Annotated in this window: 22 protein-coding genes; 11 read left to right on the forward strand and 11 right to left on the reverse strand. The window is 70.7% G+C overall.

Annotation, left to right across the window (positions count from 1 at the left end; translation table 11 throughout):
* Nucleotides 1-7 precede the first annotated feature (7 nt).
* The 6 genes from JOD51_RS04115 to JOD51_RS04140 form a co-directional block, all read right to left on the reverse strand.
* On the reverse strand, nucleotides 8-808 hold the full coding sequence (locus JOD51_RS04115) for a creatininase family protein (protein ID WP_204607148.1): 801 nt from the start codon (nucleotides 806-808) through the stop codon (nucleotides 8-10).
* A complete protein-coding gene (locus JOD51_RS04120; protein ID WP_204607149.1) occupies nucleotides 805-2,199 on the reverse strand; it encodes an FAD-binding oxidoreductase in 1,395 nt (464 codons plus the stop codon). Before JOD51_RS04120 ends, JOD51_RS04115 begins: the two co-directional genes overlap by 4 nt.
* Before the next feature lie 108 nt (nucleotides 2,200-2,307).
* A complete protein-coding gene (locus JOD51_RS04125; RefSeq protein ID WP_204607150.1) occupies nucleotides 2,308-3,501 on the reverse strand; it encodes a substrate-binding domain-containing protein in 1,194 nt (397 codons plus the stop codon).
* A 98-nt stretch (nucleotides 3,502-3,599) separates the two neighbouring features.
* Nucleotides 3,600-4,469, reverse strand: a complete 870-nt coding sequence (locus tag JOD51_RS04130; protein ID WP_204607151.1) for an ABC transporter permease — start codon at nucleotides 4,467-4,469, stop codon at nucleotides 3,600-3,602.
* On the reverse strand, nucleotides 4,469-5,236 hold the full coding sequence (locus tag JOD51_RS04135; protein ID WP_259559323.1) for an ABC transporter ATP-binding protein: 768 nt from the start codon (nucleotides 5,234-5,236) through the stop codon (nucleotides 4,469-4,471). The genes JOD51_RS04130 and JOD51_RS04135 overlap by 1 nt, the downstream gene beginning before the upstream one ends.
* 35 nt (nucleotides 5,237-5,271) lie before the next feature.
* A complete protein-coding gene (locus tag JOD51_RS04140) occupies nucleotides 5,272-6,561 on the reverse strand; it encodes an amidohydrolase family protein (RefSeq protein WP_204607152.1) in 1,290 nt (429 codons plus the stop codon).
* Between the two features lie 154 nt (nucleotides 6,562-6,715).
* On the opposite strand from JOD51_RS04140, the gene JOD51_RS04145 reads away from it, so the two are divergent.
* Together JOD51_RS04145 and JOD51_RS04150 are read left to right on the forward strand one after the other, a co-directional pair.
* Nucleotides 6,716-7,348: a helix-turn-helix domain-containing protein gene (locus JOD51_RS04145; protein WP_204607153.1), complete on the forward strand. Its 633-nt coding sequence runs from the start codon at nucleotides 6,716-6,718 to the stop codon at nucleotides 7,346-7,348.
* A complete protein-coding gene (locus JOD51_RS04150; RefSeq protein WP_259559329.1) occupies nucleotides 7,345-8,388 on the forward strand; it encodes a PDR/VanB family oxidoreductase in 1,044 nt (347 codons plus the stop codon). The genes JOD51_RS04145 and JOD51_RS04150 overlap by 4 nt, the downstream gene beginning before the upstream one ends.
* Nucleotides 8,389-8,405: 17 nt before the next feature.
* Here JOD51_RS04150 and JOD51_RS04155 read toward each other — a convergent pair whose 3' ends face one another.
* Nucleotides 8,406-9,803 carry an amidohydrolase family protein gene (locus JOD51_RS04155; protein WP_204607154.1) on the reverse strand — a complete coding sequence of 466 codons (1,398 nt, stop codon included), beginning with the start codon at nucleotides 9,801-9,803 and terminating at the stop codon, nucleotides 8,406-8,408.
* Between the two features lie 124 nt (nucleotides 9,804-9,927).
* Here JOD51_RS04155 and JOD51_RS04160 point away from each other — a divergent pair, with 124 nt between their 5' ends.
* Nucleotides 9,928-11,226 carry an amidohydrolase family protein gene (locus JOD51_RS04160; protein ID WP_204607155.1) on the forward strand — a complete coding sequence of 433 codons (1,299 nt, stop codon included), beginning with the start codon at nucleotides 9,928-9,930 and terminating at the stop codon, nucleotides 11,224-11,226.
* Nucleotides 11,227-11,453: 227 nt separating this feature from the next.
* Nucleotides 11,454-11,600 (forward strand): hypothetical protein, encoded by a 147-nt coding sequence (locus JOD51_RS04165; RefSeq protein ID WP_204607156.1) that lies wholly within the window; start codon nucleotides 11,454-11,456, stop codon nucleotides 11,598-11,600.
* A gap of 49 nt (nucleotides 11,601-11,649) precedes the next feature.
* Here JOD51_RS04165 and JOD51_RS16890 read toward each other — a convergent pair whose 3' ends face one another.
* The 3 genes from JOD51_RS16890 to JOD51_RS04180 form a co-directional block, all read right to left on the reverse strand.
* On the reverse strand, nucleotides 11,650-11,874 hold the full coding sequence (locus tag JOD51_RS16890; RefSeq protein WP_204607157.1) for a PLDc N-terminal domain-containing protein: 225 nt from the start codon (nucleotides 11,872-11,874) through the stop codon (nucleotides 11,650-11,652).
* A 98-nt stretch (nucleotides 11,875-11,972) separates the two neighbouring features.
* Nucleotides 11,973-12,548: a putative immunity protein gene (locus JOD51_RS04175; protein WP_204607158.1), complete on the reverse strand. Its 576-nt coding sequence runs from the start codon at nucleotides 12,546-12,548 to the stop codon at nucleotides 11,973-11,975.
* A gap of 107 nt (nucleotides 12,549-12,655) precedes the next feature.
* Nucleotides 12,656-13,339, reverse strand: coding sequence for a hypothetical protein (locus JOD51_RS04180; protein WP_204607159.1), 684 nt, complete (start codon nucleotides 13,337-13,339; stop codon nucleotides 12,656-12,658).
* A gap of 349 nt (nucleotides 13,340-13,688) precedes the next feature.
* On the opposite strand from JOD51_RS04180, the gene JOD51_RS04185 reads away from it, so the two are divergent.
* The 3 genes from JOD51_RS04185 (at nucleotide 13,689) to JOD51_RS04195 (ending at nucleotide 15,082) form a co-directional block, all read left to right on the forward strand.
* Nucleotides 13,689-14,258, forward strand: a complete 570-nt coding sequence (locus JOD51_RS04185) for a manganese efflux pump MntP (protein ID WP_204607160.1) — start codon at nucleotides 13,689-13,691, stop codon at nucleotides 14,256-14,258.
* A gap of 87 nt (nucleotides 14,259-14,345) precedes the next feature.
* On the forward strand, nucleotides 14,346-14,789 hold the full coding sequence (locus tag JOD51_RS04190; protein WP_204607161.1) for a hypothetical protein: 444 nt from the start codon (nucleotides 14,346-14,348) through the stop codon (nucleotides 14,787-14,789).
* A 26-nt stretch (nucleotides 14,790-14,815) separates the two neighbouring features.
* A complete protein-coding gene (locus JOD51_RS04195) occupies nucleotides 14,816-15,082 on the forward strand; it encodes a hypothetical protein (RefSeq protein ID WP_204607162.1) in 267 nt (88 codons plus the stop codon).
* A 180-nt stretch (nucleotides 15,083-15,262) separates the two neighbouring features.
* Here the strand turns inward: JOD51_RS04195 and JOD51_RS04200 are convergent, their stop codons facing one another.
* Nucleotides 15,263-16,255 (reverse strand): LacI family DNA-binding transcriptional regulator, encoded by a 993-nt coding sequence (locus JOD51_RS04200; RefSeq protein ID WP_204607163.1) that lies wholly within the window; start codon nucleotides 16,253-16,255, stop codon nucleotides 15,263-15,265.
* A 96-nt stretch (nucleotides 16,256-16,351) separates the two neighbouring features.
* On the opposite strand from JOD51_RS04200, the gene JOD51_RS04205 reads away from it, so the two are divergent.
* Genes JOD51_RS04205 through JOD51_RS04220 form a run of 4 tightly spaced genes read left to right on the forward strand, consistent with a single transcriptional unit; the run spans nucleotide 16,352 to nucleotide 21,665 of the window.
* Complete coding sequence (locus tag JOD51_RS04205; protein WP_204607164.1) at nucleotides 16,352-17,605, forward strand: sugar ABC transporter substrate-binding protein; 1,254 nt, start codon at nucleotides 16,352-16,354, stop codon at nucleotides 17,603-17,605.
* Nucleotides 17,606-17,635: 30 nt separating this feature from the next.
* On the forward strand, nucleotides 17,636-18,790 hold the full coding sequence (locus tag JOD51_RS04210; RefSeq protein WP_204607165.1) for a carbohydrate ABC transporter permease: 1,155 nt from the start codon (nucleotides 17,636-17,638) through the stop codon (nucleotides 18,788-18,790).
* Nucleotides 18,787-19,704 (forward strand): carbohydrate ABC transporter permease, encoded by a 918-nt coding sequence (locus tag JOD51_RS04215; protein WP_204607166.1) that lies wholly within the window; start codon nucleotides 18,787-18,789, stop codon nucleotides 19,702-19,704. The genes JOD51_RS04210 and JOD51_RS04215 overlap by 4 nt, the downstream gene beginning before the upstream one ends.
* 50 nt (nucleotides 19,705-19,754) lie before the next feature.
* Nucleotides 19,755-21,665 (forward strand): amylo-alpha-1,6-glucosidase, encoded by a 1,911-nt coding sequence (locus tag JOD51_RS04220; RefSeq protein ID WP_204607167.1) that lies wholly within the window; start codon nucleotides 19,755-19,757, stop codon nucleotides 21,663-21,665.
* Nucleotides 21,666-21,843: the final 178 nt, after the last annotated feature.

Here is a 21,843-nt window from a genome sequence, read left to right on the forward strand (position 1 = left end):
GCGCTCGTCACCGCGGTCCGGCGGGGTCGAACCGGGCGATCTCGTGCAGGGATGCCACCGCCTCGGCGAGCGAGTGCTCCCACAGTGCGGCCCCGTACGAGCGGGAGGCGCGACTCGCGTCCCCGACGACGCCGGCCGGCCCGAAGTCGTTCGAGAGCCACCCGAAGGACACCGGTCCGCCGTTGAAGGCGATCTTCTCGAAGTCCGCCAGGTGGTCCGGCACCCACCGTTCGGCGAGGCGCATGTCGACCAGGTCCGGCCGGAGGTGCAGGATCATCGACGTCTCGGCCGCCCCGCCGTGGATGCCGAGGCCGCGTTCGTCGGCGTCCTCGCCGTCCGGCCCGGGCACGCGGGCCAGGGTCGGCATGAGGAACGTCTTCAGTCCGGTCTGCTTCCGGATCTCGCGGAGGGCGACCTGCAGCAGCGCCACGTTGCCGCCGTGTCCGTTCGCGAACACCAGGGTGCCGGCACCGGTCAGGGCGACGGCCCGGCCGATCTGCACCACGGTGTCGAACATCGTGTCGGCGTCGAGCCACACGGTGCCGGGTGCCCAGCTGTGCTCGTCGGACTTCGTGAACGCCAGGGTGGGGAGCTGCCAGACGTCGAGCCCCTCGGCCGCGGCCTGCTCGACCGCTGCGCCGCCGATGTGGTCGGCGAGCAGGAAGTCGGTCAGCAACGGCAGGTGCGGGCCGTGGTGCTCGATCGCGCCGGTGGGCTGGACGACGATCGTGTCGGCGGTGAAGCCGGCGGCGACGGCCGGGCCGGAGAGCTCGGCGAGCTTCCGCGAGCTCGTCGTGCCCGCGCTCACTTGCCGAACCCGGGGACGGCGGGCTGCGCGGACGCGGTGGAGCCGCCGGAGTGCACCAACGCCGGGTCGATGACGTGCCCCGGGTTGAGCAGCCCGTCCGGGTCGGTCTGCTGCTTCAGCGCGAGCAGTTCCTCGACCCCGTGGTCGACGTAGTACTGGTGCGGGCTGTGCACCCGGACGCCCAGGTCGCGGAGGACCGGGTAACCGGCGTAGACGTCCTCCGCCCCGGTGTAGGGCGCTGTGAGCATGCCGATCGGGCCGACGTGCGCCGCCTCGATGTGCAGCATCCCGCCCGGGTACGCGGCCTCGACCTCGGCGATCCGGTCGATCAGCGCCTCGCCGCCGACCTCGACGTGGAAGTACTCGGTGTCGGGGGTGTTCCGCTTCAGCCACCAGATCGGGTGGTTGTAGGACAGCATCGACACCTTCGTGGTCTGCTGCAGGCCCTCGCGGACGTCCTCGACGGTGCCACCGGCCAGGCCGATCAGGTCGCGGGCCTCGTCGAGCGTGTCGGCGTCGATGATGCCGCGGAGGCTCGCACGGCCGGCGACGATCGCGGCGTCGGTCGGCAGGGTGGCGGCGACCTCGGCGCGGTCGGCGCTCACCAGGCGCGGCACCGGGTCCAGCCCGCGCAGGGTGCGGACGGCCGCGAGGGCCTGCTCGAAGCTCGGGAAGGACGCGTACACGGCCCGCCAGTCCTGCAGCGGTTCGAGCCGGACGGTCGCGCGGGCGATGACGCCGGCGGTGCCGTACGTGTGCACGAAGGGCTGTGCGGCGTCGCCCTCGACGTGGTGCAGGCCGGGCTCGCCGGGCAGCGCGATGTCGAGCGCGGTCACGAAGCCCTGCCAGTTCGACCCGTGCGCGATCGACCCGGTGCCGCCGGAGCCACCGGACAGGAACCCGCCGATCGTCGACTGCGCGGTGGACGGGTACATCCAGAGCTGCTGGCCGGCCGTCGCTGCCGCCTGCTCGAGGGCGACCATCGAGGTGCCGGACTCGGCGGTGATCCAGCCGTCGCCGACCTCGACGACCGCGCGGGCCCGGGAGGTGTCGAGGACCAGGCCACCGTGCAGCGGGATGCCCTGGCCGTAGTTGCCGGTGCCCTTGCCCCGGGTGGTGACGGGGACGCCGTGTCGGACGGCCGCGTGCAGGGTCGCCGCGATCTCGTCGGCGGACGCGGGGGATGCGACGAGGTCCGCCAGTCCGAGCGGCAGCTGCTCGCTGAGGATCGGGCTCATCGTGGCCTCGTCGACCGAGGCGCGTTCGCGGGTGCGCTGGTCCGCGCTGACCCCACGCTCGCCGAGCAGGTCGACGAGTTCGGCGCGGAGGGCCTCGAGTGCGGCGGGCGGGACGGGGGCGGTGGGCACGGCGGTGGGGGTGACGGTGGTCATGCGGGCTCCTGCTGCGTGGGAGGTGGGGAGACGGCGGACGGGAGGCCCGAAGCGGTGGTGCACCGCGCCTCCCGTCCGGTGGGTGGTCGGCTCAGCCGACCGGCGCGCTCAGAAGCCGAGCGAGACCTTCTTGTCCAGGAACTCGTTCGTGTACAGGTCGGAGGCCTGCAGGCCGGACTTCACGTCGCCGCCGTCGCCGGCGAAGACCGGGGTGGCCTTCTCGATGAAGTCGGTGACGCGCTGCTCGTCGAGGTCCCCGACGTAGCCGTTGTCACCGTCGGTCGCGATGCCGAGCGACTTCATCTGCTTCGCGGCGAACGCACCGACCTTCGAGTCGTACGTCCAGCCGTTGTTGTACTGCTGCACGAGCTGGGTGATCAGGTCGTTCGTGGCGCCGGGGGACTTCAGGTAGTCGACGTCCGCCTGCTGCATCACGGGGACGAGCTGCTTCAGGCACGGCGACAGCTTCGACAGCTCACCGGTGCGGACCGACATCGTCTCGGGGTACGGGTTCCAGCCGGTGCTCGAGACGAGCTTGTACGCGACCTTCTTGCCCCACGCCGCGACCTGGTGCTGGTAGATGTACGGCTCGGCGGTGGCGAAGCCCTGCTGCGCGTCCTTGCCGCCCGCGGAGACGAACTTCGCCGGGGTGCCGTCGTAGCTGCCGTCGAGGATGCTCTTCGGCAGGATGCCCGCCGACTCCAGGTACGACATGTACGAGGCGCCGTTGAAGTACCGGACGACACCCTTCTTCTTCTCGAGCTGCTTGCCGAGGTCCTTGATGCTGTCGACGTCCTTGTACTTCGACGGGTCGTACATGATCACGAACGGGGACTGGTCGTTCTCGGCGAACACCGCGGTGGTGGGCAGCTTGCCGGAGAACTGGACGGCCTCGTCGGTGGAGACGTAGCCGAGGGTGATCGACTTGTCCTGGTACATCTGCGAGCTGACCTTCGAGTAGCCGATGGCCGGGCCGCCGGCACGGATCTCGAGCTTCACCCCGGTCGGCTTGCCGTTCGCGTACAGGTCGCCGGTGACGGTCTTGCCGGAGGCGTCGACCGTCGGGTTCGGGCCGAGCATCTGGTACAGGTGGCCGTGCTCGCCCTCCGGGTTCCAGTCGGTCTGGACGACGACGGTCGCGGGGCAGGTGCCGGACAGGTCGACCTTCGGGCCGGTCGCCGTGGCGGTGCTGGCGGCCGTCGTGCTGCTGCCGCTCGCCGAGCCGCTCGCGCAGCCGGTGAGGGCGATCGCGGTGACGGTGAGGGCGGCGGTGACAGCGCCGAGTCGGGTGGTGGTGCGCATGGAGGCTCCGTTCGTGGTGCGGGTCTCGTGGTGCTGGGGGTGGGTGCTGTGGGAAGGGAGGAGTGGGAGCGGCCGGGCGGCGTCGCCCGGCGAAGGCGTCAGCCGAAGTCGTGCCAGCGGCCGACGGCCAGGCGACCGAGCAGACCGAAGACCAGGAACACCACGACGCCGTAGAGCGAGGCGATGATGATGGTCGCGTAGAGCTCGGGTCCCATCAGCCGGGACGCCGTTACCTGGATCAGGACGCCGAGGCCGGGGTTGCCGCGCTGGAAGAACTGGTCGCCGACGATCGCACCGATCACCGACAGGCCGGCCGAGGTGCGCAGACCGACGAAGATCGACGGCAGCGCCGCGGGGACCTGCAGCTTCACGAGTCGGGCGAGGCGGCTGGCGCGCTGCAGTCGGAAGAGCTCGTGCTGCGCCCGGTCGGCCGACTGCAGCCCGAACAGGGTGTTCGACACCATCGGGAACAGGGCGATCATCACCGTGACGATGACCCGGCTGGTGAACTCGTAGCCGAACAGGGCACCGATGAGCGGCACGAGCGCCAGGATCGGCACGCACTGCAGGACCACCGCGTAGGGGTAGAGGGAGTTCTCGAGCCACTTCGCCTGCGCCATCGCCATCGCCCAGAGGACGCCGATGACGATCGCGAACCCCAGCCCGGTCAGCGACACGACGGTGGTCCGCCCGAGCGCCGTCCACAGGTCGTGGCCGAACGTCGAGGGTGCGCCGTCCATGCCGGTCGGGGCGACGATGGCCGTGAGGACCAGGTGCGGGTACGGCACGAGGAACGCCAGGCTCCGGACGTGGTCGTAGTAGGCGGCCGCGGCGTACCAGAGCGCGACCAGCACGGCGAGGACGACGACGGGCTGCCACCAGGTGACCGACCGGCGGGTGCGGGTCGAGGACCGACGGGCGGCGTTGCGTGCGGTGCGGGCCTCCGTGACCTCCTGCAGCGTGACCATCAGCGGTGTCCTTCCCGGAGTGCGTGCGAGACCTCGCCGACCAGTTCGGCGAACTCGGGGGTGAAGCGGATGTCCGGGTCGCGGGGCATCGGGAACGGCACGTCGAACCGGCCGACGATGCTGCCCGGTCGGCCGGACATGACGATGACCTCGGTGGACAGGTAGACGGCCTCGGACACCGAGTGGGTGATGAACAGGCCGGCGAACTGCTGCTCCACGAACAGCCGCAGCAGTTCGTCGTTGAGGCGCTCGCGGGTGATCTCGTCGAGGGCACCGAACGGCTCGTCGAACAGGAACAGCTCCGGGTCGAGGGTCAGCGACCGGGCGAGCGAGACGCGCATCCGCATGCCGCCGGAGAGCTGCTTCGGCAGGTTCGCCTCGAAGCCGTCCAGGCCGACCAGGTCGATCGCGTGCTTCGCCTTCGCGGCCCGTTCGGCCTTGGGGACGTGCCCGAGTTCGGCGAGCAGTTCGACGTTCCCCTGCACGCTCCGCCACGGCAGCAGGGTGGCGTCCTGGAAGACGTAGCCGATCCGGTCGGCGGCGACCCCGGCGGTGCCGTCGGAGGCGGTCTCGAGCCCCGAGGCGATCCGGAGCAGCGTCGACTTGCCGCAGCCGGACGGGCCGACGACCGAGACGAACTGGCCGCGGTCGACGGTCAGGTCGACGCCCTGCAGGGCGACGGTGCCGTTCGGGAACGTCATCTCGACGTTCCGGAAGTCGAGCAGCGTGTCCGTCGCGGTGACGGGGGCTGGTGCGGTGGTGGTCACGGCTACCTCGTGTTCTCGTGCATGGTCGTGCGCGGTCAGGGAACGGGGACGGTCGCGGGCTCGGGCACCGAGGCCCTGGCCCGTGCGGGGGCGGCGACGGTGCGGTGCACCTCGGTGCGGGCGACGAGTCGCCCGCGGGACAGGACGATGCGGTCGGCGGGTGCGTTCGCGACGGCGTCGGTGACGCTGGTCGCGGCGATCGCGAGCAGGTCGGCGCGCGCGCCGACGACGGGGCCGGCGGCCGGGAGGCCCATCACGCTCCGGGCGGTGTCGCTCACCATCGCGTACGCCTGGTCCGGCGTCAGGTGGCCCGCGGTCACGAGCAGCGACGCGGTCTCGAGGGCGTCGCTCCGGCCGACCGGGTTGAACGGGTCGCGGACGTTGTCGGCGCCGGCCGCCACCCGGACGCCGGCGTCGAGGAGTGCCTGGATCGCGGTGAGCCCACGCGGTGTCGACACCCGGTGCTGCCAGCCCTGCAGGTACAGGTTCGTGATCGGCAGCGTGATGACGCCGAGGTCCGCTGCGGCGACGTCGGCCACCACCCGGGCCAGGCGCTCCGGGTCCATCGTGCCGAGGCGGACGCAGTGCCCGGCGGAGTACTGGCGGTCGCGCGGCCAGTCGCGGACGGCCCGGGCGTAGTGGTCGAGGGTGACCGGCCCGTCGAGGCTCTCGTCGGCGTGCAGGTCGACCCCGAGGCCGCGGCGCCGGGCGATGGCGAGCAGCCGGTCGACGTCGGCCAGCGGGTCCTCGGCGAGGTGCGGGGCGCCGCCGACCAGGTCCACGCCGAGGTCCAGGACCGCCTCGACGTGGGCGTCGGGGGCGAGCGGTCCGGCCAGTGCGACGAGCTCGATGTCCATCAGGTGGGCGAGCTCGTCCCGGACCTGCACGAGGGCCCGGGCGCCGCGGACGGCCTCGGCGACGGTGCCGGTCCCACCGTGGCTGAGGACGTCGACGTGGGTGCGGACCGCGGTGGTGCCGGCGGCCAGCAGCGCGAGGGCCGCGGTCCGGGCCCGGTCGGCGATCTCGTCGACGGACATCGTCGTGGCGTACGCGGCCCACGCGGCGATGGCCGAGCCGAGGTCCCCGAGCGGCGGGTCGATCCGGTCGGCGCTGAGCGCCTTGTCGAGGTGTGCGTGCGGTTCGGCCGGGGCGGTCAGGAGCAGGCGGCCGTCGAGCTCGAGCGTGCTCGCGGACGGGGCTCGGAGCATGCCGGCGGGGGCGACCTCGGTCACGGTGTCATCGGTCAGAGCGACGTCGACGAGACGGCCGTCGGCCAGGAGCGCAGTCCGCAGGAGGGCGATCGGGCGGGGCAGTGACGAGTCCATGGAGCCCTCTCGATCGTGTGTGACAATGTTGATCGCATCAACATCCTCGATGCTAGGTGGGCCGTGTTTCCCACCCGTTTCGCTCCGGTTGCCGACTGTGACGAGATGGCGTGCACGGAACGCCGGCAACGGACCGGACCACGATCGGAGCGCGATGCACACCGAACTCCTGCCCGAGCGCGACCTGCCCACGGCCGACCGGGTCGTCGACGAACAGGCTCGTCTCGTCGGCGAGCACATCCGGGCGCTCCGCCGTTCCGCGCGGCTGACGCTCGTGCAGCTCGCCGAACGGACCGGGCTGTCGCACCCGTTCCTCAGCCAGGCGGAGCGCGGGCACTCCCGGGCGAGCATGGTGTCGCTCGAGAAGATCGCCGCCGCGCTCGACACCACGCAGGTCGCACTCCTCGCCGCCGGGGCCCCGGTCCGTGACGAGCCCGACGACCGGGGGCCCGAGGTGCTCCGCTCCGGCGAGGGTGCCCGCGGGCCGTTCTCCAGCGGCGAGGCACGGCTGCTCGTGCACGCCGGCCCGCACGCCTTCGAGCCGCTCGAGTGGAAGGGTGACAACACCGAACCGGGGGAGTACTTCGAGCACCGCGAGGACGAGTTCCTCACCGTGCTCGCCGGCGACGTCCTGCTCGACCTCCGCGGCCAGGACGTCGTCCGGCTCGGACCCGGCGACTCGGCGTACTACCGCGGTGGCACCGGGCACCGCTGGTGCAGTGCCGACGGCAGCGCCTTCCACATGATCGTCGTCAAGGAGACCCCGCGGGCCGGAGCGGCATCGTGAGCGGGCCCGGCATCACGAACGGTGCTGGGTTCACGAACGGCGCTGGGTTCACGAACGGCGCTGGGTTCACGAACGGCGCCGCGTTCACGAACGGCACGGAGGCCCGGCACCGGATGCGCGTCGCCGACCGACAGCGGGTGGCCGAGGACGTCGTCACGCTCGACCTCGCCCTCGTCGACGGTGCTCCCTTGCCCGACTGGGAGCCCGGCGCCCACGTGGACCTCGAGGTCACGCCCGGCACCGAACGCCAGTACTCGCTCGTCACCACCACCCCGGACGGGCACTGGCGGGTGGCGGTCCTCCGCGAAGCCGCCGGTCGGGGCGGGTCCGTCGCCGTGCACGACACCCTGCGCACCGGCGACGAGGTCCTGGTCGGTGGCCCGCGCAACCACTTCGGCTTCGACCCCGACCGCCCCGCGGTCTTCGTCGCCGGTGGCATCGGGATCACCCCGATCCGCGCGATGATCGCCGCCGCCGAGGCAGCCGGTACCCCGTGGGAGCTGCACTACGCCGGGCGCTCCCGCGACCGGATGGCGTTCGCTGACGAGCTCCTGGCCGCGCACCCCGACCGGGTCGACCTCGCCGCGGCCGACGAGGCACCCCGGTTGAACGTGGTCGGGCTGCTCGCCGAACCACGGGACGCCGTCGTCTACTGCTGCGGTCCGCGCGGCCTCATGGACGCCGTCGAAGCCGCCGCCGCGCACTGGCCGGCCGGCAGCGTCCGGGTCGAGCGCTTCGAGCCCGCCGCCGCCGTGGACGCGCCCGGGGAGTCGTTCGAGGTCGAGCTCACCCTGACCGGGACGACCGTCACCGTCCCCGCCGACCGGACCCTGCTCGAGGTCGCGGAGGAGGCCGGGGCCTTCGTCCTGTCGTCCTGCCGCGAGGGCACCTGCGGCACGTGCGAGACCCCCGTCCTCGAGGGTGCCGTCGAGCACCGGGACACCGTGCTCAGCCCCGCCGAGCAGGCCGACGACCGCACCATGATGGTCTGCGTCTCCCGCGCTGCTGCCGGCTGCCCGCGACTGGTGCTCGAGCTCTGACCCGCCGTCGGCCGGACCTACGGCCGCTCGGTGTCGTCGAGGGGGCCGCCGGTCAGCGCCGACAGGCGCTCCAGCCCAGCCTGCTCGACGAGCTGGCGAGCCAGCGGACGGGCGCGAGCCACCGCCTCCCGGACGTCGACGCGGGTGACCTCGAAGTCGGCCAGGCTCAGCTCGCCGTCGACCCAGACGTCCTTGACCTCGCGGCTGCCGGCGACGAACACGACCGCCTGGAACGGGTCGTGGACGTTCGCGAGCGTCGGGCTCTCCCCGTCGAACACGACCACGTCCGCGCGCTTGCCCGGCTCCAGCGAACCGATCTCCGTCTCCATCCGCAGGGCGCGGGCACCGCCGATCGTGCCCATCTCGAACGCCTCCCGGGCGCTCATCGCGGTCGCCTGCAGATCGCGGATGCGGGCCAGGATCGCCGCGGTCTTCATCGCCTGCAGGAAGTCCTGCGAGTCGTTCGACGCCGGCCCGTCGACGCCGATGCCGACCGGGATCCCGAGGGCCCGCAGCTCCGCCACCGGTGCGATGCCGCTCGCCAGGATGCCGTTCGCCACCGGGTTGTGCGCGACGCCGACGCCGTTCGCCGCGTAGGTCTCGCGGTCCTGACGGTCCATCCAGACGCTGTGGGCGGCGATCACCGGCACGCGGAACATGCCCGTCGCCTCGGCGTGCCCGACGACGGTCCTGCCGGTGCGCTGGCGGGCGGCGGTGACCTCCTCGCGGACCTCGTGCACGTGCACGTGGATGCCGTGGCCGCCGTTCACCGCGTAGTCGATGTGCTCCTGCCACGCGGCGTCCGAGTACCGGCCGATCGAGGACATGCCGACCCGGAACGTGCTGTAGCGGCTGGCGTCGGCCGCCTCGCGCAGAGCGTCGAACTCCGCCAGGATCGGGGCCGGGCCGAAGCCGCGGTCGACGTCCCCGGAGCCGAACGACACGACGCCGCGGAGGCCGAGCTCCTCGAGCGCCTGGACGACACCCGGGGTCGCCGGCTCGTCCGCGATCGGGTCCGAGCAGAACATGTCGTTCGCCGTCGTCACCCCGCTCCGGAGCATCTGGATGCCCTGCAGCATGGTGCCCGCGTACGCCTTGTCCCGCGTCATCACCGGGTTGACGTGCGAGATCAGGGCGTTCAGCCACTCCCACAGCGTGTACTGCGAGCCGATGCCCGTGATGAGGCCCTCGCTGAAGTGCCCGTGCGTGTTGACGAAGCCCGGGGTGACGATGTCGTTCGCCCCGCCGCGGACCGTCGCGTCCGGGTTCGCTGCCGACAGCTCGGCGAACGTGCCGACCGCGGCGACCCGGTCCCCGTCGAGCAGCACCGCGCCGTCCCGGATCGCGGACGGGGTGGAGGAGGCGTCGGGGGCGGCGGTCAGCACCCACCCGCCGCGGATCAGGGTGTGGGTCATGTCCGGGACCCTAGGGACCCCGTGTTTCGCGGGTGTTCCCGGCCGGTTTCCCGCGAACGCGGGGCGTCCCTCCCGGAACGTCCGGCGTCACGAGACCGAAACAGCACCCTGCTACAAACTCCCCATGCTGACCGTCACCGGTGCCCTCCGTGTCCTCGTCGACCCCCGCACCGAACGTGACGGCGACGTGGTCGTCGACGACGGCAGCACTGACGCGACCACCCTCGACGCCTCCGGCTGCGTCGTCACCGCCGGACTCGTCAACGCCCACCACCACCTGCTGCAGACCGCGTTCCGGACGCTCCCGGGCACGCGCGGAGTGCCGATGGCGGACTGGCTGCCCACGATGGCGCAGGCCTACGCGGAAGCGGGGCACGACCCCGAGCTCTACCGGGCGGCCGCTGCGGTCGGAGCCGCGGAGGGCCTCCTGTCCGGCGTCACGACCATCGCCGACCACCACCTGAACTGGCCGACCGACGCGAGCACCGTCGAGACCGTCGCGCTCGCCGCGGCGACCGTGGAGGCCGTGCGCGGACTCGGCGGTCGGCTCGTCTTCGTCCGGGGGAGCGCGCGCGACGACCCGTCGCAGGCAGCGGCATCGGCCGATGCGATCGTCCGGGCGCTGCTGCACGAGGACGCCGTCGGCGGCACCGACCCGGACGGCCGGCTGCAGATCGCGGTCGGGCCGGCCGGCGTGCACTCCGACGGCGAGGCCACCTTCCGGGCGCTCGGCGAGGTCGCCGCCGAGCACGGCCTCCGTCGGCGGACGCAGGCGAACGAGCAGGTCGACACCGCCATCGCGTTGGAGCGGTACGGTCGCCGGCCGCTCGACCTCCTCGAGGCGTGGGGGTGGCTCGCGCCGGACGTGACCGTCGCGCACCTCTGCGACGTCACGGACGAGGAGATCGGGCGCCTCGCTGCCGCCGGGGCCACCGCGACCCACGCCCCGGGCTGCGACGTGCCGATGGGGTGGGGCATCGCACCCGTCGCCCGGCTCGCCGCCGCGGGTGTGCCGGTCGGGCTCGGCACCAGCGGCGGTGGCAGCAACGACGCCGGACACCTGCTCGCCGACGCGCGACTCGCGATGCAGGTGTCCGCGCTCGTCGGACCGCAGCTGCCGGCGCGCCAGGTGCTCGGCATGGCGACCGAGGGCTCCGCGGTCGGGCTCGGGCGGCCCGGACTCGGGCACCTCGGGGCCGGCTCGGCGGGTGACCTGTGCGTGTGGGACGTGTCCGGGGTCGCGGACGCCGGGGTGGCGGACCCGGTCGCCGGGCTGCTCTGGGCGTCGCCGGGGCGGCGGCCGAAGCACGTCGTCGTCGGTGGGCGCGTCGTGGTGCGGGACGGGAGGCTCGTCACGGCCGACGAGGGCGAGCTGGCGGCCCGGCTGCGGGAGCGCCTGGCGCGGGGGCGCGCGCGTCCGTGAGACGCGCGCGTCTCCGTGAGGCGTCCGTCGCCGTGAGACGCCCCCGTCTCCGTGCGACGCCCCCGTCTCCGTGGGACGCCGCCGTCTCCGTGGGACGCCCCGCTTGTGCTCAGACGCCGCCGGATTCCACGGCGTCTCGGGATCGTGAGGGCGTCGAGCACTGACGGGCGTGTCTCGACGCGGGCCCGGCCGCCGGGGTACGGTTCGCAGAACGAGGGAGGACCGTCATGCGGATCCTGGGGAACGTGGTTCGCGGGTTGCTGTTCGCCCTCGAATCGGTGGCGAAGACGATCGGCGCGATGTCCGGAGCGCACACGCACGACCTGGACGGTCAGCGGAAGCTCTACGAACAGCGGCCCGACTACCGCCCCTGACCGGCGGTCGGTGCGCGTAGCTCAGTGCGCGTAGCTCAGTGCGCGCGGCTCAGTGCGCGCGGTTGAGCCGGTCGGCGAGACGTCCGAGCGCCCAGTTCAGCAGGAAGCCCAGCGCGCCCAGCACCGGGAGCGCGATGACGACGACGGTCCAGACGATCTTCGCCAGTTGCGAGCGGGTCCGGTCGCGCCAGAGCACGACCAGCGCTCCGACCTCGATCAGCACGATCACGAGCAGGACGGCGACGTGCCCGCCGCCGAATACTCCCTGGAGCACGTCCCCACCTTCCCCGGAGCACGCGGTCGCACCCCTTTCGCGGAGTGTAGCGGCGTCGTGGTGCCGGCCCGCGCCTCCCGGCACGGCGGCACCCGCGATCAGGGCGCGGCGACGACGGACGCCTGGAGCGCGCGGATCGTGACGGCGAGGCCACCGGAGGCCAACAGGCCGGACCCGAGCGGCCCGGACGAGTCGGTCCCGAGCAGGGGGAGTCGGCGCAGTGCGCGTCCGACCTCAGCGCTCATGCTCCCGATCTGCCAGCGGAGTTCGTCCGCACCCGATCCGGAGTACCCGAGCCCGGCTGCACGCACCGCGTAGGCAGCGGCGCCGAGCGCATGGGCGCCCATGTGGGCGACACCCGATGCCTGGCCGGCGGCGAACCCGGCCGCTCGTGCTGCCGGGTCACGCACGGCAGAGGCGGCGCGACCGGTCTCGAAGCGCCGGCGGATCATCTCTGCTGCGTCGATCTCCCCGCGGGCGAAGGCCCGCGTCCGCACGATGCCGTCACGGGGCCGGCCGTCACGGGGCCGGCCGTCACGGGGCCGGCCGTCACGGGGTCGGCCGTCCTCGGGGGCGTGGCGCTCGAACAGCGGGAGGACCCGCTCGGCGCAGTCCGCGGCCCACGCGGCGAGGACCCGGCGGTCGGTGAGGTCCAGTGTCTGCGGCGAGGCCATGCCAGCACCTTCGCACAGTGGCACGGCGGCGGGAACGCGAGAACGCCGCCCCGGTGGTGCCGGGGCGGCGTTCTCGTGGTGCTGGTGCGTCTGGTGACGCGTGGGTGTTACTTGATCTGGGCGGTGATGGTGGCGGTGCCGACGAGCAGGCCGCCCTTGACGGCGTCGGTCTTGAAGGTGCTGTTGAGCAGCTTCGCGGCGTCGTCGGAGATGTGCACGGTGGTGCCGGTGAGGATGGCGTTGTCGCCCTCGAGCTGCAGCGGCTTGAGCGTGCCACCGTGGAGCGAGAAGAGGTAGGCGTTGGAGACGGCGACCTTGCCGTTGACGAGGACGTCACCGGAGAGCTTCGAGGAGCCCGGGTTCACGACGAAGTTCTCGAGCGTGACGGTGGTGTCGCCGGCCTTGAGGGTCAGGCCGGAGTCGTCGTGGTTCAGCAGGCCCTGCACGTAGGGGCGGTACTTGCCGTCCGGGCTCCAGTAGGTGACCGAGCCGGAGGTGATCGGGAACGACACGGCGCCGTCGGCGAGCTTGGCGTTGCCGGAGACACCCGGGGTCAGCTTCAGCGAGGTGAGGGCGTCGGTGAAGCCCTTGTCGAGTGCGACGGAGGTGTTGCCGCCGAGGACCTCGGGGACCGAGGCGACCGGTGCGGGGATCTTCGACGCGGAGCTGGAGGAGACGGTGTGCACGGTCGGGGTGGACGCGTTGGCTGCGGTGATGCCGAAGCCGGCACCGCCCAGGACGATCGCGCCGGCGGTGGCGAGGGTGATCGTGTTCTTCAGGGACTTGCGCATGTCTTCATTCCTTTGCTTGAACGCGCTCGGCGCGGTTGGTGACAGCGCGCCGAACACACCCCTGCGACGGGGTGGAGAACCAGCGGTGAGCTGCTGGTGAGCGCTTGCGGGTGTTTCCCGGCTTGTGACAGTGATTCGGGGCCGGTCGCGAACCGGTTTGGGTCGGTTTGTCCTCGTTACCGTTCTGTGACACACCGGGTTCTCGGGGCGGGCCATCGAACACGCGAATTCGTCGCCCCGAATCCCTCTGATCAGGCCTTTTTCGCTCTGCAAGCCACTCGCGACATGGCAGGATCGACGAGTTCCGAGACGACGGCGTCTCCGTTGTCATCTCGAAAGGCGTCACCCCATGTCGTTCTGGGCTCTCTTCCTCATCGCGCTCGGCGTCTCAGCCGACGCCTTCGCCGTCGCGCTCGGCAAGGGCCTGCACATGAAGCGGTTCAACGTCCGGCAGGCCGTGGTGATCTCGGTCGTCTTCGGTCTCTTCCAGGCGCTGATGCCGCTGCTCGGTTGGCTGCTCGGGACGACGTTCGCCCGGGCGATCGCCGACTACGACCACTGGGTGGCGTTCGGGCTGCTCGCGCTCGTCGGCGGCAAGATGCTCTGGGAAGCGTTCAGCAAGCACGAGGACACCGACGAGGACACCGACCGGCTGCGCATCCGCGAGCTGCTGGTGCTGGCGATCGCGACGAGCATCGACGCCCTCGCGGTCGGCATCACGCTGGCGTTCCTGCCGGTGTCGATCGGATGGGCTGTCCTGCTCATCGGCATCACGACCGCGGTCCTGAGCTTCGTCGGCGTGGCAGTCGGTCGTCGGGTCGGCGCTCGCTTCGGCAAGCCCGCCGAGATCGCCGGCGGTGTGGTGCTCATCCTCATCGGCGTGCAGATCGTCCTCGAGCACACCGGCGTGCTCGGCTGACACCGTCGACCAACGGTCATCGGACGGCTCGGGCGGCGATCCACCCGCGATCGGACTGGCTCTGCCTGTCCGTGCGAGGATCAGGCCGTGACTCGTGGGGACAGCGACGGAAGCGGACGCACCGGGACAGGGCCGTGGCCGCATGCGCTGCTGGCAGCTGCAGTCGGCGCCGTCGCAGCCCAGTTCACCCACGGCGGTGCCGTCGCCGTTCTGCTGACGGGCTTGCCGGGCTTGCTGGTGCTCGTGATGGTCACGGTGATGACCGGAGGCGCCCTCGCTGTGTGCGCGGTCCTCGGTACAGGAGCGCGGAGGTTCGCGTGGCTCGGAACCACGGCGCTTCTCGTGGTCCCCGCGGTACTCGTCGTCGACGCCGTCCTCTTCATGCGAGCCGGACCGAGCGGTTCCCCCGACGGTGGCTTCTCAACGGCGCCGCTGCTGTGGGTGATCGGCGCGGTGCTCGCGGCTGTCCCCGCTCTGCTGGTGCATGTGACCCGTCCCGACGGAGCCTCCGACGGTCGGGGCTGGCCCTGAGTTCACCAGGCTGCGAGTCTGACGTGGTGCCCTCGCGCCAGAAGAAGTTGCCGCGCATCGGAGCGGTCCGAGCTCGAGCGACAGCACTCTGGTGGCGACTCAACGATGCTGCGGCGACGCTCTACGTCGGAGCCGCTTCCCTGATCGGATTCGAGGCCCTGGCGCTCGTGCTCGGTTTCACGACTGCCTGGCCGATCTTCATCCCCGTCGCTGTCGGCCTCCTCGGCGTGATCTACGTCTGCCGACGCTGGCTCAAGGTCGCGCTCGGAAGCCTGCGCCGTCGGCGCCGTTAGCTCCCGGCTCGGGTTCTGAAGAGTCGACCGGCGCACGGGCAGGCGCAAGCGGGACTCCTGCGGCCGGCGTGGTCCGCCCTCGCGGGAGGAACGATCGGTGCGAGACCGTACGGGCGAGGCGCGAGGTGTCGAGCAACGCGCTGACCGAACGTCAGACGGCTCAACGGGTACTCACAGCGACTACCGCCAGACCACAGATGGTTCGAGCAGGTGGTGGCCGGCTGGGGCTGGCAGGACGGCGTGCCCAGTGGAACCGAGGAGGACATCCACGACAGCGCGAGCGGCTTCGACGAGGGGCTGCGCGACGCTGGGGATCCCGAGGGCGCCGGCGACGGGGGTGTCGTCGTAACCGACGACCGGAACTGCGGCTGGGAGAGCCATACGGGCCCCGAGAGCGAGCGTGTCGCTGGCACAGACGACCGCCTCGAAGGTGACACCGGCAGAGAGTGCCGTGCGGACGGCCGCGGCGGCAGCGTCGACATCGTCTTCGACTGCGAGTTCGAGGTCGTCGTGGGGTGTTCCGGCTGCGTCCATCGCTTCAACCCACCCTTGACGGCGTTCGTCGTCCTGCCCGAACCGGGTCGGCCACCCGAGGTAGCCGACCCGTTGGGTTCCGGCCGCGAGGAAGTGCTGCGTGGCGCCGCGGACACCAGCGCGACCGTCGATGTCGACCCAGGGATAGGAATCCCACGCATCCAGCGGGACGCCCCAAGGACGCCCGAAGGAAACGAACGGCACGTTGCGGTCGTGCAGCCACGAAAGTCGGGGGTCGTTCTCGGCAGTCGCGGTGATCACGAATCCGTCCGCGTCCGCGCCTTCGATCAGAGCTTCGATCTGTGCGATCTCGTCTTCAGGGGAGTCTGCCGTGAAGAGCAGGACTCGGAATCTGCGAGCGTCGGCTGCTTCGACGAGCGCGTGCAGGAACCGGTCGAGGACGACGCCGGAGATTCCGTTCTGTTCATGGTCGAGGCGGATCCCGAGGGTGGAGCTGCGCTGTGTGCGGAGTCGACGGGCGGCAGCGTTCGGCCGGTAGCCGAGCTCGGCGATGGCGCGCTCGACGCGCTCCCTGGTGGCCGGTCGGACGATGTCCGGGCTGTTCAGCACGTTGGAGACCGTCTGACGTGACACCTGGGCAGCGGTGGCGACGTCGACGACGGTGGGGGTGCGCTGCATGGCTTCACCGTAGTGCCGACTTCGTGTATCTTGTGACCACTTGATCGTTCCAATTGAACGATCAAGTTTCCAGCACCGCTCGAAGAGGAGTACCCGATGCAACGACGCATGCCGCGCATGCTGGCCGTGGGCGCGATCGCGCTGACCGCCGCCCTGTCCCTCACCGCCTGCGGAGGATCCGGGTTCTCCCAGCCCAGCTCCAGCGACGGCAAGCTGACCTCGAGCAGCAGCAAGCTCAATGTCTTGATCGCTTCCTCCGGCGACGCGGAGGCATCCGCGGTCAAGCAAGCGGTGTCGAGCTGGTCGGAGAAGTCCGGGACAGGCGCGAGCGTGCAGGTCGCGAGTGACCTCGACCAGCAGATGAGCCAGGGCTTCGCGTCGGGCAAGCCCGCTGACGTCTTCTACGCCTCGTCCGCGCAGATGACCGGCTGGGCGAAGAACGGCTCCCTCTTGCCCTACGGCGACCAGCTGAGCAACAAGGGGGACTTCTACCCGACGCTGAAGCAGTCGTTCACCTACGACGGCAAGTTCTACTGCGCGCCCAAGGACTTCTCCACCCTCGCGCTGTTCATCAACACTGCCGACTGGAAGGCCGCGGGCCTGACCGACAGCGACGTCCCGAAGACGTGGGACGAGCTGTCGTCCGTAGCGAAGAAGCTCACTCAGGATGGCCACGTGGGCCTGGCGATGAGCCCGCAGTACGAGCGGATCGGCGCGTTCATGGCGCAGGCTGGCGGCGAGCTGACCAACACCGACCAGACGAAGGCGACTGTTGACTCCGATGCGAACGCGAAGGCGTTCAACTACGTCAAGGGTCTGCTGAAGGACGGTTCGACGAAGTTCTCCAGCGACCTAGGCGAGGGCTGGGGCGGCGACGCGTTCGGCAAGGGCAAGTCGGCGATGACCATCGAGGGCAACTGGCTCACCGGCGCGATGAAGTCCAGCTACCCGAACGTCGGCTACAAGGTCGTCGAGCTGCCCGCAGGCCCCTCTGGCGCCGGCACGCTGCAGTTCACGAACTGCTGGGGCATCGCGAAGGCGTCCAAGAACCAGGCCGCCGCGCTGAAGCTCGTCGAGCAGCTCACCTCCGCTGACCAGCAGCTGACCTTCGCGAAGGAGTTCGGTGTGATGCCGAGCGTCCAGTCCGCGGCCAGCAAGTGGAAGCAGGAGTACCCGCAGTACGCCGCGTTCCTCGACGAGGTCGACTCCGCCAAGGGTGTGCCGAACAAGCCGGGCACCGCTGACGTGATCACCGACTTCGACTCGAAGATCCCGGCGCTGGCGTCCACGGACGTGCAGACCCTGCTCGAGGGGGCGCAGAAGAACCTGGCCGCCGCCCTCAAGCAGTAACTCACCCGAGCAGCAACGGAAGGCTCACCCATGAGCGCAAGCACCACGGCACCCGCCACCCCGCGACGGCCACGAACCGGGCCGGACGGGCCGAAGCGTCGCCGCGGCGGGGCAGGACGAGCAGAAGCCATCGCCGGATGGGTGTTCACCGCACCCACCCTCGTGATCCTCGGCGTCTTCCTCGCCGTGCCCGTGCTGATGGCGCTCTGGGTGAGCCTGTCCGACTGGCAGGGAGTCGGCAGCCCGTTCGGGGCCGGCGTCTCGTTCGTCGGTGGGAAGAACTACGAGCAGCTCCTCTCCGGCGGCTCGCTGATCGAGCAGCAGTTCGGCACGTCGCTGCGCAACAACCTCTGGTACGTCGTCTTCGTCGTCCCGATCCAGACCGCCGTCGCCCTGGGCCTGGCGCTCCTGGTGAACCGGCAGGTCATCCGCGGCCGTGGTTTCTTCCGTACCGCGTTCTACTTCCCGTCGGTCACCTCGTCGGTGGCGATCACCGTGCTGTGGCTCTTCTTGTTCTCCTCCACCGGAGCGGTGAACAAGATCCTCGCCCTGGTCGGCATCGCCGGCCCGAACTGGTTCAACGAGCCCACCGGCCTGTTCACGGCGATCGGGCACGGCCTCGGCATCCAGCAGGGCCCGGCACTGCTGACCGACCACACCATGCTCGGCATCTCCTACTGGGAGTGGCTCTCCGGCCCGTCGGTGGCGATGTGTGCGTACATCATCATGGCGATCTTCACCACGTCCGGAACGTTCATGCTGCTGTTCATCGCCGCGCTGCAGAACCTCTCCGGCGACATCGACGAAGCTGCGATGCTCGACGGTGCCGGGTCCTGGAGCCGTTTCTGGCTCGTCACCCTCCCGCAGCTGCGAACGACGCTCTTCACCGTCCTCACGCTCGGCCTCATCGGCACGTGGCAGGTGTTCGACCAGATCTACACCGGTACCAAGGGTGCGCCGGCGAACACCACACTGACCCCCGCCTACCTGTCCTACCAAGCGTCGTTCAACGACCAGCAGTGGGGTGTGGGCGCATCGATCGCGTTCATCCTGTTCGGGATCATCGTCGTCCTCACCCTCCTGCAACGACTGATCCTGCGTGACCGGAAGGTCTCCCGCCGCCGCATGCGGTGGATCGAGAACGTCCGTCCCGCCGCGGCCGCCACGAAGGAGCAGCAGCGATGACCGCCAGCACCCCCGCGGCCGCCGCGCAAGCGGGCGTCGCCATCAACCCGCGAGGCACGTCGGAACCGAAGCGCCGCCGGAAGCTGCCGCCGTCGGCGGTCCTCGGCAAGATCACCCTCTACGTCGTCCTGACCGTCATCGCGCTGGTCTACCTGCTGCCGTTCTTCGTCGACATCGTCAACTCCTTCAAGACCGACGAAGACGCATCCCTCAACCCGCTCTCGCTGCCGGCGACGTGGACCACCGCTGCGTTCACGACCCTGTTCAACAACTCGGACTTCCCGACCTGGCTGAAGAACTCCTTCATCGTCGCGTTCTTCGTCACCCTCGGCCGGATCTTCTTCGACTCCCTCGCCGGCTACGCGCTCGCCCGCCTCCGGTTCCGCGGTCGCGGCGTCGTCTTCGGCGCCGTCGTCGCAGTCATGGCAGTCCCGAGCGTCGTACTGCTCATCCCGAAGTTCCTCGTCATCAACCAGCTCGGCATCTACGACTCCTACGCCGGCATGATCATCCCCCTGCTCGTCGACGCTGCAGGCGTGTTCATCATGAAGAACTTCTTCGAGTCCATCCCCGTCAGCGTCGAGGAACAAGCCCGCATCGACGGTGCCGGCACGTTCCGCACCTTCTGGTCCATCGTGCTGCCGATGGCCCGCCCCGCAGTGGTGACCATCACGATCCTGTCCTTCCAGGGCTCGTGGAACGAGCTGTCGCAGTTCATCGTCTCGAGCTCCTCACCAGAACTGACGACGCTCACCAAGGGCGTCGCGGGCCTCGCTTCTGGGCAGCTCAGTGCCGGGAACCAGTTCCCCATCAAGCTCGCCGCCGCATTCGTGATGACGATCCCCGTCGCGATCGCGTTCTTCGTCTTCCAGCGCCGGATCATGAACTCCAGCGACGGAGCCGTGAAGGAGTGACCCTCCACCACCGGCACCACTGACCACCCACCACACGAAAGCTTCCGTCGATGACGCTTGTGAATCCTCCCGCACCCGCCCCGACCACCCCGAGCTCCGCACCCAAGCAGCCGCTCCTGCACGATGCGCTCGTCACCCTCACCGCCCCCACCCATGTCTGGGCTGCCCCGGATGGCAGTATCGGCAGCTTCCCGGTGCAGGGCTACTGGACCGGCGACCAGCGCATCGTCTCCGCCATCCGCACCACGGTGGCAGGCACTGACGTCGAGCACATCGCCACCGCACGTCGCGACGGCGCACACACCCGCTGCACCGCGCTCCTCCGCGGCCTCGACGCTCCCGGCGCCGATCCCGACACCCGGCTCGACCACGACCGCAGCACCCGCACGGACGGCATCGACGAGCAGTACACCGTCACCACCCGGCAGACCAGCCCGGTCGACGTCACGCTGACGATCCGGATCACCACCGACGCCACCGGCATGGACGCCATCAAGAGCGGTGCCGCACCGACGGGCGCGCAGCCGGACACAACCCCGACCGGAGCGACATGGTGCTCGGACCTGACCACGGTCACCCTCACCGCGCCCGGAGCCGTCATCACCATCGACGCCACGGACGTCGTCGTGACCTGGACCGACACCGCCACCGCGGGGCGCCCGGCAGTCTTCAGGTACACCGTGACGAGCACGACCGACGACACCGTCGTCGAAGGTGTCACCGCTGCGCGCCCCTGGACCACGCCGACCGGCGTCGCGGACCACCGCCTCCAGGCCTGGCTCGAGCAGGCATCCACCGACCTCGACAACCTCCGCATGCGCCTCACCGGCGGGCAGGACGAGTTCCTCGCAGCCGGCGCACCCTGGTTCTTCACCCTCTTCGGGCGGGACTCGATCTGGGCGGCACGGTTCCTGCTCCCCGTCACCACAGAGCTCGCTGCATCCACGCTCCGCGTGCTCGCCTCACTGCAGGGAACGAAGGTCGATCCGGTCACCGCGGAGCAGCCGGGCAAGATCATGCACGAGATCCGCTCAGAGTCCCTCGCGATCGACAACGACGAGCTCACCCTGTCCCCGCTGTACTACGGCACCATCGACGCGACCCCGCTGTGGATCTGTCTGCTCCACGACGCTTGGCGCGCCGGCATGCCGGAGGAGGAAGTACGCGCGCTGGTCCCGGCCCTCGAACAGGCGCTGGCGTGGATGCGCGACTACGGCGACTCCGACGGCGACGGTTTCCTCGAGTACGTCGACGAGTCCGGCCGTGGCCTTGCGAACCAAGGGTGGAAGGACTCCGGCGACAGTGTCCAGTGGCACGACGGCAGCCTCGCTGACGGGCCGATCGCGCTCTGCGAAGTGCAGGCCTACGCCTACGAAGCAGCCGTCCACGGCGCAGACATCCTCGACGCTCTCGACCGCGACGGTGGCGACGCGTGGCGCAGCTGGGCAGCGACGCTGCAGACGAAGTTCCGCGACCAGTTCTGGCTGGCCGACAGCATCAGCGCGTACCCGGCCATCGCCCTCGACGTCCACAAGCGGCCCGTCGACACCGTCACCAGCAACATCGGCCACCTCGTCGGCACCGGCTTGCTCTCCGCCGACGAGGAGCGCACCATCGCCGATCGGCTCGTCGCTCCCGACATGGCAAGCGGTTTCGGTCTCCGCACCCTCTCGACGACCGCCGGTGGGTTCTGGCCGCTGAGCTACCACGGCGGCAGCGTCTGGACCCACGACACCGCCATCGCCATCGACGGCCTCACGCGCGCCGGCCTCACTGACCAGGCCCGCACGCTCGCCGAGGGCCTCCTCCGCGCCGCAGTCACCTTCGACTACCGGATGCCGGAGCTGCACTCCGGCGACGACGCCGCCGACGTCATCGCGCCCGTACCGTACCCGGCCGCATGCCGGCCCCAGGCATGGAGCGCCGCGTCAGCGTTCCCCGTCTGGGTTGCGCTGCGCTGATAGACGAGCGCGAGATGGTGCACAACATGGAGGGGCCGCGCACCAGGTCACCTGGGTCACCGGACCCAACGCCGGGTACGGCTACCGCGGGACGCGCGCCGGTACGAGCGGGCTGAGCCCCGAGTCGATCGGAACGGTCATCGCCACGACGGTGGGGCTGGACATCCGTGCCTTCCCG

It is taken from the genome of Curtobacterium herbarum (assembly GCF_016907335.1).
Taxonomy (GTDB): domain Bacteria; phylum Actinomycetota; class Actinomycetes; order Actinomycetales; family Microbacteriaceae; genus Curtobacterium; species Curtobacterium herbarum.

Bases quoted from the DNA above. Each gene is read 5' to 3' on its own strand.
- JOD51_RS04200 (WP_204607163.1), bottom strand. From the start codon at position 16,255: ATGCAGCGCACCCCCACCGTCGTCGACGTCGCCACCGCTGCCCAGGTG.
- JOD51_RS04185 (WP_204607160.1), top strand. From the start codon at position 13,689: ATGTCGTTCTGGGCTCTCTTCCTCATCGCGCTCGGCGTCTCAGCCGAC.
- JOD51_RS04210 (WP_204607165.1), top strand. From the start codon at position 17,636: ATGAGCGCAAGCACCACGGCACCCGCCACCCCGCGACGGCCACGAACC.
- JOD51_RS04160 (WP_204607155.1), top strand. From the start codon at position 9,928: ATGCTGACCGTCACCGGTGCCCTCCGTGTCCTCGTCGACCCCCGCACC.
- JOD51_RS04205 (WP_204607164.1), top strand. From the start codon at position 16,352: ATGCAACGACGCATGCCGCGCATGCTGGCCGTGGGCGCGATCGCGCTG.
- JOD51_RS04145 (WP_204607153.1), top strand. From the start codon at position 6,716: ATGCACACCGAACTCCTGCCCGAGCGCGACCTGCCCACGGCCGACCGG.
- JOD51_RS04155 (WP_204607154.1), bottom strand. From the start codon at position 9,803: ATGACCCACACCCTGATCCGCGGCGGGTGGGTGCTGACCGCCGCCCCC.
- JOD51_RS04215 (WP_204607166.1), top strand. From the start codon at position 18,787: ATGACCGCCAGCACCCCCGCGGCCGCCGCGCAAGCGGGCGTCGCCATC.
- JOD51_RS04130 (WP_204607151.1), bottom strand. From the start codon at position 4,469: ATGGTCACGCTGCAGGAGGTCACGGAGGCCCGCACCGCACGCAACGCC.
- JOD51_RS04125 (WP_204607150.1), bottom strand. From the start codon at position 3,501: ATGCGCACCACCACCCGACTCGGCGCTGTCACCGCCGCCCTCACCGTC.
- JOD51_RS04140 (WP_204607152.1), bottom strand. From the start codon at position 6,561: ATGGACTCGTCACTGCCCCGCCCGATCGCCCTCCTGCGGACTGCGCTC.
- JOD51_RS04120 (WP_204607149.1), bottom strand. From the start codon at position 2,199: ATGACCACCGTCACCCCCACCGCCGTGCCCACCGCCCCCGTCCCGCCC.
- JOD51_RS04165 (WP_204607156.1), top strand. From the start codon at position 11,454: ATGCGGATCCTGGGGAACGTGGTTCGCGGGTTGCTGTTCGCCCTCGAA.
- JOD51_RS04220 (WP_204607167.1), top strand. From the start codon at position 19,755: ATGACGCTTGTGAATCCTCCCGCACCCGCCCCGACCACCCCGAGCTCC.
- JOD51_RS04175 (WP_204607158.1), bottom strand. From the start codon at position 12,548: ATGGCCTCGCCGCAGACACTGGACCTCACCGACCGCCGGGTCCTCGCC.
- JOD51_RS04180 (WP_204607159.1), bottom strand. From the start codon at position 13,339: ATGCGCAAGTCCCTGAAGAACACGATCACCCTCGCCACCGCCGGCGCG.